Source organism: Gallaecimonas zhanjiangensis (assembly GCF_057624825.1).
Genome location: NZ_CM172603.1, coordinates 3,812,082 through 3,824,904 on the forward strand (window position 1 = coordinate 3,812,082; position 12,823 = coordinate 3,824,904).

The window sequence follows — 12,823 nt, forward strand, 5'->3', positions numbered from 1 at the left end:
CGGGCCAAAGCCCGGCTTTTAATACGCCTTAACCCGCAGTTGGGCTCAGTAGAGGCTGCCTTGCCAACCCTCGCGGGCCATGGGCAAATGAAGCTGGCGCTTGGCTACAGCGTGGGAGATGGCATTACCCAGCGCCGCCGCCATGGGGCCTTGTACTATCTCTGCCGCCCCCAGGAAGGGCTCGCCTGGCTGGTTGATGATGTGGACATCAACCTGCAACGGCATCTGCGGGAAGCGCAAGATGGGGTAACCACTCCAGTCAAAGCTGTGTACCCCTTGTTTGTCGTAGAGCACCTGCTCGTATAGGCTCCAGCTGGAGGACTGCACTATGCCGCCCTGCACCTGGTTGATAAGGCCGTCAGGGCTCACCACCTGCCCCACATCCACCGCCGTGACCACCCGCACTATGCTGACCTCACCGGTTTGGCGCTGCACCTGCACCTCTACCGCAATGGCGCAGTAGCCCATGATGTTTTTGTAACGGGCAAAAGCAAAACCGTAACCCTGGCCCGGTTGGGTGACCTTACCCGGCCAGCCAAAGGCCTGCGCCGCCTTGTTCACTACCGCCACTGCCCTTGGGTCCGACAGGTGCTGCAAACGAAATGCTACCGGGTCAACCGAGGCTTTTTCTGCCAGCTCATCGATGGCGCTTTCGATGGAGAACACATTGATGTGCGCCCCCAGCGAGCGCATGGCCGAGGTACGAAACGGCATGGTGGTGACGAAGTTGAAATCCACCTTCAGCGACGGAATGTCATACGCCGGCACCGAGTTACGGTCGCCGTCCCCTTCTGGGCGGGGAATGGGCACCGGCGGCGCCGGCGCTATGGGGTGCTCGAGCAGCCAGGCCGGCAGCAGGCGGCCAGCGTTGACGATGCGCTCGTTGTGGGGAGTGCTCCACAGGGTATAACCCCAATCGGCAATTTTGCCGTTGCCGTCCAGGCTAGCCTTGAGCTCGGTCAGCATCGCTGAGCTGTAGGGCTCCCAGAGGTTTTCATCTTCGCGCATCCACTGTACCCGCACCGGCTGGCCCGGCAGCGCCATGGCAATAAGGGCGGCATCGGCGGCCACGTCGTCGGCGCCGTTATGGCCGTAACAGCCGGCCCCTTCCTTGTGGATACAACGGATCTGCTTGGCTGGCAGCCCCACCAGTTCGGCAAGGCCGGCGCGAAGGGGAAAAACCCCTTGGGTGTGGGTCCATACCGTCAACAGGCCATCTTTAAACCAGGCCACAGCGCACGAAGGCCCGATGGAGCCATGCATCAAATACTGGCGGGTCTGGCGGCCGCTATAAGCCGGGCCGCTGCCGGCAGTGCCTGGCGTGCCTTTATCGGCAATGGGGTAGAGCTTTTGCGGCAGGGTTTGCAGCAGGTTGAAGATGGTTGTCGGCTCTGGCAGCGGGTTGCCCTCGCCCCATTGGCTGGCAAGATAACCGGCCTTCATGGCCGAAATGGCCTGCCATTCGTCTTTCGCCACCACCGCCAGGTAGCTGCCGTTTTTAACCAGCTTAACGACCCCCGGCAGCTTTTCGATTGCCTCAACGTCAATGGCCTTCAAACGGCTGCCGCGCCGGGGCGGCCGGATCACCCTGGCGTGCAACATGCCCGGCAGGCGCATGTCCTGCACATAGGCCACGCCGCCCGATACCTTGGCGGGAATATCCACCCGCGGCAGGGAACGGCCAATTTCGGTGTAATCCTTGGGATCCTTGCTGGGGGTATGTTCACTGGCGACCTGATGCAGGTCGACCCCGGCCACTGCCTGGCCGTAGGTCATCTGCCGGCCGGTGTCATCCAAGATGGTGCCCTTGCCGGTACGCAGGCTGGCCAGCGGCGCCTTCCACAATTTGGCGGCCGCCATCAGCAGCAGCTGGCGCACCTGGGCGGCAGCGTTAAAGAGCGCGGTGCCGCTGTCAAAGATGGAGTGGCTGCCGGCGGTATAGCCCTCGTTGGGAGTAAGGCCAGTATCTGCCGTAATAAAATCAATCTGTTGCGGCGGTACATCCAGGCGATCAGCGGCAATTTGCAGCAGCGCTGTCTTCACCCCGGTACCCAGCTCCACTTTGCCGGTAAAAACGGTGATGTGGTTGTCCGGGTCGATGCGTACCCAGGCGTCCAGGTAGGGGTTGGAGCGCAGGCTGCCGGGGAGGTTGGGGTCGAGAATGGCGGTGCCCAGGGTGTCCATTTCTTCGGAGCCGGCCATAGCCTTGAAAGACAATGGCAGCAGGCTAAACGCCATGATCAGCGAGCCGTTGGCCAAGAAGGCGCGGCGGCTCGGGTTGATGTTGTCTGGTGAGTGACTCATCACAACTCTCCCTTGGCGATAACCGCTTTGATGGCGGCGAAGATGCGCATATGGGTGCCGCAGCGGCAGAGGTTGGGGGCCATATGCTCGCGGATCTGCTCGTCGCTGGGTTGGCGGTTGGTCTCCAGCAGTGCCTGGGCCCGCATGATCATCCCGGCAATGCAGTAACCACATTGGGCCGCTTGTTTGTCGATAAAGGCCTGTTGCAGCGGCCCGGGATGCTCGGCACTGCCCAGGCTTTCGATGGTGCGTATTTTCCGCTCCCCCAGGGCGCCGGCTGGCGTTACGCAGGAGAACACCGCTTTGCCGTCAACGATCACGGTGCAGGCGCCGCATTGGCCACGGCCGCAGCCAAATTTGGCGCCATTGAGCTCCAGATGGTTACGCAGCGCATACAGCAGCGGCATATCAGGGGGAATATCCAATTGGTGGGTACGGCCGTTCACCGTCAAAGTAACCATGGTTATTTCTCCTCCTGGCGGATCTGCGTCACGGTCTGGGAAAGGTTGCCCCAAGGCTGGGACGGGCAGTATTGGCCGCGCAGGTACTGGGCAATGGCGGCAATTTGCTGGTCGCTGAGGTTGTTGGCAAAAGGCGGCATGTAATGGCTGGGCGCGCCTACGCTCATGGGGATCCCCTCCAGAACGGCTTTGACCAGGTTTCGAGGAGTGCCGGCCAGCAGCGCCGAGCTGTGGCCCAGATCGGGCCGGTCATCGAGGCGGCGCATGGTGGCGGCGTCGCCGTGGCAACCAGAGCAGGAACCGGTAAAGAGCGCTGCTCCTTGTTGCTCAATTTGGCTAAGTTGGCTGGCCGGTTGCAAAGCGCCGAAGCTGGGATTTTTGCAGGCCCCGGCCACAGGCTGCGCCCCGGCAAAGCTCAGCAGGTATGTAGCCATAGCCTGCACATCGGCCAGTGGCATGGTCGCCATGCCGTGGGTCACTGGCAGCATGGGACCGGCGGCAGCACCATGATTAGGAGCCACTTCGCCTCGCAGGTAGGCAACCAGCTCGCTTTGGGTCCAGGGATTGATGGCGGTGCCCAGCCCAGCCAGGGCCGGCGCTGTCCAACCATCGATGATGCTGCCGGCAAAATGCTCGCTGCCGCCCTTTTCGGCGCCAATGAAATTAAGCGGGGTATGGCAAGACGAACAATGCCCGGGGCCTTCAACCAGGTAACGGCCACGGTTCCACTGCGCCGATTGCCCGGGCTGGTCTTCCAGAGGGTCGCCATGGCGGAACAACAGGTTCCAAAACGCCACCAGTGGCCGGAAGTTCATGGGGAACATCATCCGGTTGGGCGGCGGGGTCTGGCTGACCGGGTCCACGCTCATCAGGTAGGCATAGAGATCGCTAATGTTGTGGTCCGACATTTTGCGGTAATGCACATAGGGAAAGGCGGGGTAAAGCAGGTGCCCGTCTCGGGCTACCCCGTCACGCATGGCCCGGGTAAAGGCCGCTTCGGACCACTGGCCGATACCGGTTTCAGTGTCGGGAGTAATGTTGGTGGTGTAGAGGGTACCAAAGGGGGTTTTCAGCGGCAGGCTGCCGGCCAGGTATTTACCACCCGGCGCGGTGTGGCAAACGGCGCAGTCGCCGGCCTCCAGCACCATTCGGCCTCGGGCAACAGCGGCTCTATCGGCAGGCATCGATGGCTTAACCGGCGCGATGGCGGGCTCCCACATCAGCCAGATGCAAAACAGCACGCCCAGGACCGCAACCCCGCCCAGCGTCTTGGCGACGGTTCTTGCTTTCATCGACACTTCCTCGCTTTGTTAACGCCAGGCCAACAGCACCTATCGGCCATAGGGCATAAGAATCAACAGCCTAAAAGAGGGAGTGGGTGATTACACTGGTACCTAGGTCAGCACTGAAACACGCCTTGGTGTGAGCGGCCTATACCAAGGGATAGCAGGCAGGTTGCAAGCACAAAAAAAGCCCGCTGATGCGGGCTTTTTTAACGATAAGACGTTCCTCAGAACGGGATATCGTCGTCAAAATCCATGGAGGGCTCGTCGCTGCCGTAGCCGCCTTGTTGGGGCTTGGATGCGTTGTAGTTGCCCTGCTGGGGGCGGTTACCGGCGAAGTTGCCCTGGTTGCCGCCTTGCTGGCCGCCCTGAGCGCCGCCGCCAAAACCACCTTGGTTGCCTTGAGGAGCGCTGCCTTGGGCACCGCCACCAAAGCCACCTTGGTTAGCTGGCTGGGCTGCGGGGCGCTGCTGGAAGCCGCCACCTTGCTGGCCGCCCTGGGCGCCACCACCGAAGCCGCCCTGGTTGCCGCCTTGCTGGCCACCCTGAGCGCCGCCACCAAAGCCGCCACCTTGAGCACCACCGCCAAAGCCGCCGCCTTGACCGCCCTGGCCACTGCCACGGCTGTCGAGCATCTGCATTTCGCTGACGATGATCTCGGTGGTGTAACGGTCCTGACCGTCCTGACCGGCCCACTTGCGGGTTTGCAGGCGGCCTTCCATATAGACCTTGGAACCTTTGCGCAGGTATTCACCGGCGATCTCGGCCAGGCGGCCGTAGATCACCATGCGGTGCCATTCGGTCAGCTCTTTTTGCTCACCGCTCTGCTTGTCTTTCCAGCTTTCGCTGGTTGCCACGGTAAAGTTGGCAACGGCATTGCCGTTGGGCATGTAACGTACTTCCGGGTCACCACCCAGGTTGCCGACAATAATGACTTTGTTAATGCCTCGACTGGCCATCTTCGCTCCTGACTAACCGGCCTCGGCCAGCAGTGCTCTGGCCTCGGCTAATTCAAATTCTTGCGTGTTTACTTTTAGGTAAATGGCAGACTCTTCCGCCATTACATTGACTTCCAGCACCCCTGGCAGGGCCGACAGGCCGTCGGCCACTTGCTTCTCGCGACCACGCAGGGAATCTGCGCTGAGGCTGACCGATTTCAGGTTGCTGGGATGGCGCATGCCCCGGCTCATCCATAGCCACAGCAGCACCATAGCGGCGGCCAAGATCAGCACGCCCTGTTTATCCGCATACTGTGCCATGGCACCGGCCATGCTGCCACCAAAAAAGGCGCCAAGGAACTGACTTGAGGAGTAGATCCCCATTGCGCTGCCTTTGTCCCCGGCCGGGGCAATGCGGGCAATAAGTGCCGGCAAGGTGGCCTCAAGGAAATTAAAGGCGATGAAAAACAACATCAAGGCGGCAATCAGGCCCCACAGCCAGTGCTTGAGGAACCAGGCTGCGGCCAATGCCGCCAGCATGATCACCAAGGCCACCTGCACCATCTGCCGCGACAGGTGTTTTTTCTCGGCGATGATGATCATCGGCACCATCCCGAAAAAGGCAATCACCACGATGGGGAAATAGAGCTCCCAGTGGCGGTCAGAGGGCAAGCCAGCCTGCACCAGCATCGACGGCATCACCACAAAGATGGAGGTGAGCAAGAAGTGCAGCAGGAAGATGCCCAGATCCAGGCGGATAAGCTGGGGGTCTTTGAGCATCTTGCCGAGCCGTTTGGGGGCCGGCATGGTATCGCCTTTGGGCGCCTGGCTCACCACCTTGGGCACCGCCATCTGCACCACCGCAATACCCACCAACGCCAGCACGGCAGTGAGCCAGAACAGCCCTGAAAGGCCCCAATGGGAGGCCAGTATCGGCCCCACCACCATGGCAATGGCAAAGGAGGTGCCGATAGACACCCCGATAATGGCCATCACCTTGGGGCGCTGCTCGTCACGGCTTAAGTCGGCGGCCAGGGCCAGGATGGCCGAGGCAATGGCGCCGGCCCCCTGCATGGCGCGGCCCAGCACCACACCCCATACGGTGTGGGCCGAGGCGGCCACCGCCGAGCCGGCGGAAAACATCAACAAACCCAGAATAATGATCTTACGGCGGCCGAACCTGTCCGAGGCCATGCCCATGGGGATTTGCAACACGGCCTGGGTCAGGCCGTAGGCACCGATGGCGATGCCCACCCACAGCGGCGAATATCCTTCTAAATGCTGACCGTAAAGGGCGAAGACCGGCAGGATCATGAAAAGTCCCAGCATGCGCAGGGAAAAGACCGAGGCCAGTGAGAATGCAGCACGGAGCTCCGTGCTCGTCAGACCTGATTTCGACATAATCAAAGCTTGGCGCAAGAGAAGAAGGCAGCATCATAGCACAGCCATTGGGCTAATCGGGCGGCTGTGCGATACTTGTCCGCTTGTTGTCGAAATGGTTGAAGCAGGACGTTATGGACAAGATTTCGGTTCGCGGCGCACGTACCCACAACCTGAAAAATATCAGCCTGGATATCCCCAGGGACAAGCTCATCGTGATCACCGGCCTGTCGGGCTCGGGTAAGTCCTCACTGGCCTTTGACACCTTGTATGCCGAGGGTCAGCGCCGTTATGTCGAGTCTCTCTCCGCCTATGCCCGGCAGTTTTTGTCCTTGATGGAAAAGCCCGATGTCGACCACATCGAAGGCTTGTCGCCGGCCATTTCCATCGAGCAAAAGTCTACGTCCCACAACCCCCGTTCCACCGTCGGCACCATCACCGAGATCCACGACTACCTGCGCCTGCTGTTTGCCCGGGTCGGTGAGCCGCGCTGCCCTACCCACAACGTGGCCCTGGCCGCCCAAACCGTCAGCCAGATGGTGGACCGAGTGATGGCCGAGCCCCAGGACAGCAAGCTGATGCTGCTGGCCCCGGTGGTAAAAGAACGCAAGGGTGAGCACGTCAAACTGCTGGGTAACCTGGCCGCCCAGGGGTATATCCGCGCCGTGATTGACGGTGAAGTCTGTGATTTGTCCGATCCGCCAACCCTGGAGCTGCAAAAGAAGCACACCATCGAGGTGGTGGTAGACCGCTTCAAGGTGCGTGACGACCTCCAGCAGCGCCTGGCCGAGAGCTTTGAAACCGCCTTGGCGCTGACCGGCGGCAGCGCCCGGGTAGTGAGCATGGACGACGACAGCGTCGACTTGGTGTTCTCTGCCAACTTCGCCTGCCCCCACTGCGGCTATTCCATGGCCGAGCTGGAGCCACGGCTGTTTTCCTTCAACAACCCCGCTGGCGCCTGCCCCACCTGCGACGGCCTGGGGGTGCAGCAGTTTTTTGACGAGAACAAAGTCATCGTCAACGGCGAGATCTCCCTGGCTGGCGGCGCCATTCGCGGCTGGGACAAACGCAACTTCTACTACTACCAGATGCTCAAGTCCCTGGCCGAGCAGTTCGACTTTGCCCTGGACCAGCCCTTCGACAGCCTGGCCAAAAAGGCCCAGGATCTGGTGCTGTACGGCTCCGGCAATAAAGAAGTGGCGTTCAAATACGTTAACGACCGCGGCGATATCGTTACCCGCAAGCACGCCTTTGAAGGGGTGATCCCCAACATGGAGCGGCGCTACCGGGAGACCGACTCCAACACCGTGCGCGAAGAGCTGGCCAAGTACCTGGCCAACCAGCCCTGCCCCAGCTGTAAGGGCACCCGCCTGCGCACCGAGGCCCGCCACGTGTTTGTGGCCGACCACAACCTGCCGGCGGTGGCAGAATTTAGCATTGGCGATTGCCTGGGCTTTTTTGAAGGCCTGAGCCTCGAAGGCCAGCGCGCACAAATCGCCGAGAAGATCCTCAAGGAAATCCGCGACCGCCTGCACTTTTTGGTCAACGTTGGCCTTAACTACCTCAGCCTGTCGCGCAGCGCCGACACTCTCTCTGGCGGCGAAGCCCAGCGGATCCGCCTGGCCTCGCAAATCGGCGCCGGCCTGGTAGGGGTAATGTACGTACTGGACGAGCCCTCCATCGGCCTGCACCAGCGCGACAACGAGCGGCTGCTCAATACCCTGGTGCACCTGCGTGACCTGGGTAACACCGTGCTGGTGGTAGAGCACGACGAAGACGCCATTCGCGCCGCCGATTACGTTATCGACATCGGCCCTGGCGCCGGCGTGCACGGCGGTGAAGTGATTGCCGCCGGTACCCCGGCCGAAGTGGCGGGCAACCCTGCCTCCCTGACCGGCCAGTACTTGAGTGGCGAGAAGAAAATCGCCGTGCCCAGCAGCCGCCACCCGGCCGAGAACGGCCATATCGAGCTCAAGGGCGCCAGCGGCAACAACCTCAACAATGTGGACCTGCAGATCCCCCTTGGCCTCTTTACCTGCGTGACCGGTGTCTCCGGCTCCGGCAAGTCCACCCTGGTCAACGACACCCTGTTCCGCCTGGCCCATCGCCAGCTCAACAAGGCCGAAGGGGAAGAACCGGCGCCTTACAAAGAGATCATCGGCCTGGATCTGTGCGACAAGGTGGTGGATATCGACCAAAGCCCCATCGGCCGTACCCCGCGTTCCAACCCGGCCACCTACACCGGCATCTTCACCCCGGTGCGCGAGCTCTTTGCTGGCACTCAAGAGTCTAGGGCCCGTGGCTACCAGCCCGGCCGCTTCAGCTTCAACGTCAAAGGGGGCCGCTGCGAGGCCTGCCAGGGCGATGGGGTTATCAAGGTAGAGATGCACTTCCTGCCAGACGTGTACGTGCCGTGCGATGTCTGTAAGGGCAAGCGCTACAACCGCGAAACCCTGGAAGTGACCTACAAGGGCAAGAACATCAACCAGGTGCTGGAGATGACCATCGAAGAGGCCCGCGACTTCTTCGACCCCATCCCGGCGGTGGCCCGCAAGCTGCAAACCCTGATGGATGTGGGCCTGTCCTATATTCGCCTGGGCCAAAGCGCCACCACCTTGTCAGGTGGTGAAGCGCAGCGGGTGAAACTGGCCAGGGAGCTGTCCAAACGCGACACCGGCAAGACCCTTTACATCCTGGACGAGCCCACCACCGGCCTGCACTTTGCAGACATCCAACTGCTGCTGGATGTACTGCATCGCCTGCGCGACCACGGCAACACCATCGTGGTGATCGAGCACAACCTGGATGTGATCAAAACCGCAGATTGGATAGTTGATCTCGGCCCCGAGGGCGGCAGTGGCGGCGGTCGCATTCTCACCGCCGGCACCCCGGAAACCGTGGCCCAGCACCCCACCAGCCACACCGCTAGGTTCCTCAAACCCATGTTGTAAGCCAAGGGCGCCAGCGGCGCCCTTTGTTTTATCTGCTTGACAGCTATGGAAAAAACGCGCTCTGTTGAAAGTGATTCTCAACAGCACCGGAGGCGTTATGACGAGATATCTGTCGGCAACCGTATTGGCGGTCCTGGCCACCTTGGCCTGTCTGTACTTCATGACCCGCCTGATAAACCAGCCCGAAGCGCCACCAGCCGCGCCGCCCCTGGCCAGAGTTGAACCGGCCGCCGCCGTGCCGCCCCCCAAGCCGCCCAAACAACCGGAAGAGACCAAACCCCAGCCCCGCACCGCTATGACCATGCCCGGCGTTGAAAGCCTGGCGCCCACCGCACCGACAGCGGTAACCGCTGTAATGAAAGGCCAGCCCAGCGCCATCAACCCCACCATGGGCCCGATGACGCTAAAAATGGAGCAGCCTTCCTTTACTGCGGGCACTGACGGCGTGGCAACCCCGCTGGTGCGAATGGACCCCCGCTACCCCGCTGACGCTGCCCGTGACGGCAAAGAAGGCTGGGTGAAGCTGCGCTTTACCATCAACACCGCCGGCCTGGTGGACGATATTCAAGTGATTGACGCCAGCCCCAAACGCATCTTCAACCGCGCCGCTATCGATGCCCTGCGCAAATGGCGTTACAAGCCACAGATGCGAGACGGCAAGCCCGAGGATTTACATAACCAGGAAGTGGTGCTGGATTTTAAATTAAACCAACCCGCCTGATTAAAAAACGGAGCCTCGGCTCCGTTTTTTAAATCGCCTTTTTAAAATCAATACCGACACAAATAGAAACACCATTTATCAATTACGCAACCCGCTTTCTTATTCTTTCCCTTTTACCTTGGCTAATTAATGGACAGGCTATGCTACTTTTCCGGCTTTGAAAGTCTGTTTCCCTGCCGGAAAAAATCAAATGCAAAAATCACGCATTTTTAACGCCCTGCTATTTAGCCTTATTGCCCTTCCCGCGCTGGCCGACAATTACAGTACCGAGCTGAATATTGGCCGCAGTGAATATAACGGCCAGTCAGACGACAACAGCTGGCAACTGGCCCTGACCCGTTACCTAAGCCCGGTCAGCACCGACAATGGCCCCTATGGGGTTAACGCCTTTTTGAGCCACAGCGGCTACTTCAAACTCAGCGGCAGCCAGAGCGACCAGCTCGACCGTTATGACATCAGCGCCCGCACCATCAACAGCGACGACTGGCTGATGGGCGCCGGTGCCAGCGACGACAACCCCCAAGGCGACAGCCGCTCCCACAGCTATTACCTGGAAGCCGGCCGCTACCTGGACGACGCCACCCTGGCCACCTTTTATTACCATCGCCTGGAAGGTGGCCCGGTCAATGCCGACACCTTTGGCGCCACCCTTTCCCGCTACCTTGGCAGCAGCGAAAGAGGGCTTTGGACCCAAGCCGACATCAGCCGCATCAACGGCTCAGAGGGGCTGGACGCCTTTGTGGTCGCGGGGCATTCGCAGCTCTTTTTAGCCAAGAACTGGTCGGTGGGCGCGGGGCTAACCTATGTGCACAGCGACAACCAGCAAATGGTGCGCCTAATAAAGGGAGTACAGAAAACCCGCTACGAAGTGAGCAGTCGCTACTGGTTTGCGCCCCAGGCCAGCATGGGCCTGACCATGAGCATGGAAGAAGGTGACGGCGCCGCCTGGCAGCTGGACCTGGGTTACCGGCTATAAAAAAGCCGCCTGACGGCGGCTTTTTTCACGAAACGCAGGCCACTTAGAAGCGGTAGGCAGCTTTAACAGCCCAGCCCATGCCGTCTTCGCCGCTTGTTTTGTTCACGCCCACAGACACATTGGCGCGGGGGTTAAACCAGTAGCTGGTGTTGGCGTAGTAGGTGGTGTCGTTGGTACCGTTAACCAGGTAGGCAACGGCATCGTCTTTGGTGTTGATGTAGTCAACAGCCAGACCAGTGGACCACTGCTTGTTGTAGAAGTAGTCGGCACCCACGGATGCAGAGAGAACGTCGTCAGCATGGTCAACATTGGTGTTGTTGATGTCGGCTTTGAGCAGCAGGCCGGTGTCACCCACCAGCGGGTTGTAGCTCTTGATGCGGGCACCCCAGGTGTCGGCGTCAAAGGGAGACCAGTCCAGGCGGTTGTAGTAACCGGTCAGCAGGGTACCGTCGTTCAGGTAACCACCGGCCTCGACACCGAAGCTGTCGGCATCTTTGTGGTGGTCAAAATCAAAGTTTTCGTAGTGGGCACCCAGCACCAGGTCGCCGGAAGTGACCAGGCGGCCGCCGATGCTGTAGGTGTCCAGGTTATGGTTAAAACCCATACCGGCTTGCAGGTAGCTGGAGTGGCTCAAAAAGCCGTTCAGCTCGTACGGGCCGTTATCGGTGCTGATAGGGTTGAGATAAACCTTGGCGCCCAGACTGGTGACATCAGCGTCGTGACTGTCGGTATGGTCGGCATAACCGGCAGAAACTTCGGATTGGAAAGTATCAGCAAAGCTGGGGGCAGCCAAAATAGCAGCAGAAAGAGTCAGTGGGAAAAGTACGTATTTCATGCTTCATACTCCTGATAAATGATAAAGCAGCGACGTCAACATAATCCCATCTTAATAATCTCTCAGCTCTCTCCGCATTTCAGTTTAAGCAGCGGTCAGAAATCACCAGCGTGTTAACAACCGTTAATGAAAGAAAAACAAAAAAGGCGTCCAACGGACGCCTTTGTCTTAAAAAGAACCAATTAAAAACGCAGGGTTCCTTGAATACCCCAGGCATAACCTTTTACGTCTTCCTGGTCGGCATAAGTGACCTTGACGTTGGCCTGGCTGTTAAACCAGTAAGAGGTATTGAGGCCCCAGCCGTAATCTTCAGAACCGTCGTTCCAGTTAATATCGGCACCGACAGACCACTGGCGGCTGATGAAGTAATCACCACCCACGGCGTAAGTCCAAACGTCGTCGCCATAGTCAGGGTCGGTGTTGTCGATGCTGGCAGACAACAGCAGGCCTTCGCTGCCGCTAACCGGCACCAGGTGCTCAAGGGTCAGGCCGTAGCTATCGGCATCGTCGCTGTTGGCGTAGTTAAAACGCAGCAAGGTGCCTTTGGCCAGGTATTTACCGATGCCCAAACCCCAGACGTCGTCGCTGGAAGCATGGTCAGGGTCGATACGGCTGTAGTTGGCTTCGATAACCCAGTCGCTTTGGGTAACGAAACGACCACCCAGGCCATAGGCATCAACGTAATCGTTGTTGGCGTAGGCAGCCTCAACCCAGGACGCGTGATTGAGAAAGGGGATCAGATCGTAGGCGTATTGCGCATTGCTTTGGCTGTTCAGGTAATAGCGGTAGCCCAGATCCCAGGTGTCGGCGTTGTCACTGTCGGTGTGGTCGCTGTAACCGGCGTTGACTTCATGCTGGAAGCTGTCTGCGGCAAAGGTAGGGGCGCTAATGGCGGCCAGAATGGCCAAAGATACAACTGCTTTTTTCACGTAGAACTCCGTTTCGCTAAATCAAAAGCGCCGGCATCCTAGCGG

10 protein-coding genes are annotated in these 12,823 nt (G+C 59.8%); 3 read left to right on the plus strand and 7 right to left on the minus strand.

Annotated elements, in window-relative coordinates; translation table 11 throughout:
* Nucleotides 1-45 precede the first annotated feature (45 nt).
* From AC22G1_RS18045 to AC22G1_RS18065, 5 genes are all read right to left on the minus strand, one after another.
* A complete protein-coding gene (locus AC22G1_RS18045) occupies nt 46-2,304 on the minus strand; it encodes a xanthine dehydrogenase family protein molybdopterin-binding subunit (protein WP_487314581.1) in 2,259 nt (752 codons plus the stop codon).
* Entirely contained in the window at nt 2,304-2,765 is a 462-nt protein-coding gene (locus AC22G1_RS18050) for a (2Fe-2S)-binding protein (protein ID WP_050659020.1), read from the minus strand. The genes AC22G1_RS18045 and AC22G1_RS18050 overlap by 1 nt, the downstream gene beginning before the upstream one ends.
* A 2-nt stretch (nt 2,766-2,767) precedes the next feature.
* Nucleotides 2,768-4,057: a c-type cytochrome gene (locus AC22G1_RS18055; RefSeq protein ID WP_487314582.1), complete on the minus strand. Its 1,290-nt coding sequence runs from the start codon at nt 4,055-4,057 to the stop codon at nt 2,768-2,770.
* A gap of 218 nt (nt 4,058-4,275) precedes the next feature.
* Nucleotides 4,276-5,007: a single-stranded DNA-binding protein gene (locus tag AC22G1_RS18060; RefSeq protein ID WP_487314583.1), complete on the minus strand. Its 732-nt coding sequence runs from the start codon at nt 5,005-5,007 to the stop codon at nt 4,276-4,278.
* Nucleotides 5,008-5,019: 12 nt separating this feature from the next.
* Nucleotides 5,020-6,300: an MFS transporter gene (locus AC22G1_RS18065; protein ID WP_487314584.1), complete on the minus strand. Its 1,281-nt coding sequence runs from the start codon at nt 6,298-6,300 to the stop codon at nt 5,020-5,022.
* Nucleotides 6,301-6,500: 200 nt separating this feature from the next.
* Here AC22G1_RS18065 and uvrA point away from each other — a divergent pair, with 200 nt between their 5' ends.
* The 3 genes from uvrA to AC22G1_RS18080 all read left to right on the plus strand — a co-directional run bounded on the left by uvrA (nt 6,501) and on the right by AC22G1_RS18080 (nt 11,014).
* Nucleotides 6,501-9,317 carry an excinuclease ABC subunit UvrA gene (gene uvrA / locus AC22G1_RS18070; protein ID WP_487314585.1) on the plus strand — a complete coding sequence of 939 codons (2,817 nt, stop codon included), beginning with the start codon at nt 6,501-6,503 and terminating at the stop codon, nt 9,315-9,317.
* A gap of 97 nt (nt 9,318-9,414) precedes the next feature.
* The gene (locus AC22G1_RS18075; RefSeq protein ID WP_487314586.1) at nt 9,415-10,038 is read left to right on the plus strand and encodes an energy transducer TonB; all 624 of its coding nucleotides are present in this window, start codon (nt 9,415-9,417) and stop codon (nt 10,036-10,038) included.
* Nucleotides 10,039-10,228: 190 nt separating this feature from the next.
* Nucleotides 10,229-11,014, plus strand: a complete 786-nt coding sequence (locus AC22G1_RS18080) for a hypothetical protein (RefSeq protein ID WP_487314587.1) — start codon at nt 10,229-10,231, stop codon at nt 11,012-11,014.
* Nucleotides 11,015-11,057: 43 nt separating this feature from the next.
* Here the strand turns inward: AC22G1_RS18080 and AC22G1_RS18085 are convergent, their stop codons facing one another.
* Nucleotides 11,058-11,849 carry a putative porin gene (locus AC22G1_RS18085; protein ID WP_487314588.1) on the minus strand — a complete coding sequence of 264 codons (792 nt, stop codon included), beginning with the start codon at nt 11,847-11,849 and terminating at the stop codon, nt 11,058-11,060.
* 182 nt (nt 11,850-12,031) lie between these two features.
* Nucleotides 12,032-12,778: a putative porin gene (locus AC22G1_RS18090; RefSeq protein WP_487314589.1), complete on the minus strand. Its 747-nt coding sequence runs from the start codon at nt 12,776-12,778 to the stop codon at nt 12,032-12,034.
* Between the last annotated feature and the right edge of the window lie 45 nt (nt 12,779-12,823).

Bases quoted from the DNA above. Each gene is read 5' to 3' on its own strand.
- AC22G1_RS18065 (WP_487314584.1), bottom strand. From the start codon at position 6,300: ATGATCCTGCCGGTCTTCGCCCTTTACGGTCAGCATTTAGAAGGATAT.
- AC22G1_RS18045 (WP_487314581.1), bottom strand. From the start codon at position 2,304: ATGAGTCACTCACCAGACAACATCAACCCGAGCCGCCGCGCCTTCTTG.
- AC22G1_RS18050 (WP_050659020.1), bottom strand. From the start codon at position 2,765: ATGGTTACTTTGACGGTGAACGGCCGTACCCACCAATTGGATATTCCC.
- AC22G1_RS18080 (WP_487314587.1), top strand. From the start codon at position 10,229: ATGCAAAAATCACGCATTTTTAACGCCCTGCTATTTAGCCTTATTGCC.
- AC22G1_RS18075 (WP_487314586.1), top strand. From the start codon at position 9,415: ATGACGAGATATCTGTCGGCAACCGTATTGGCGGTCCTGGCCACCTTG.
- AC22G1_RS18085 (WP_487314588.1), bottom strand. From the start codon at position 11,849: ATGAAATACGTACTTTTCCCACTGACTCTTTCTGCTGCTATTTTGGCT.
- AC22G1_RS18055 (WP_487314582.1), bottom strand. From the start codon at position 4,057: ATGAAAGCAAGAACCGTCGCCAAGACGCTGGGCGGGGTTGCGGTCCTG.
- uvrA (WP_487314585.1), top strand. From the start codon at position 6,501: ATGGACAAGATTTCGGTTCGCGGCGCACGTACCCACAACCTGAAAAAT.
- AC22G1_RS18060 (WP_487314583.1), bottom strand. From the start codon at position 5,007: ATGGCCAGTCGAGGCATTAACAAAGTCATTATTGTCGGCAACCTGGGT.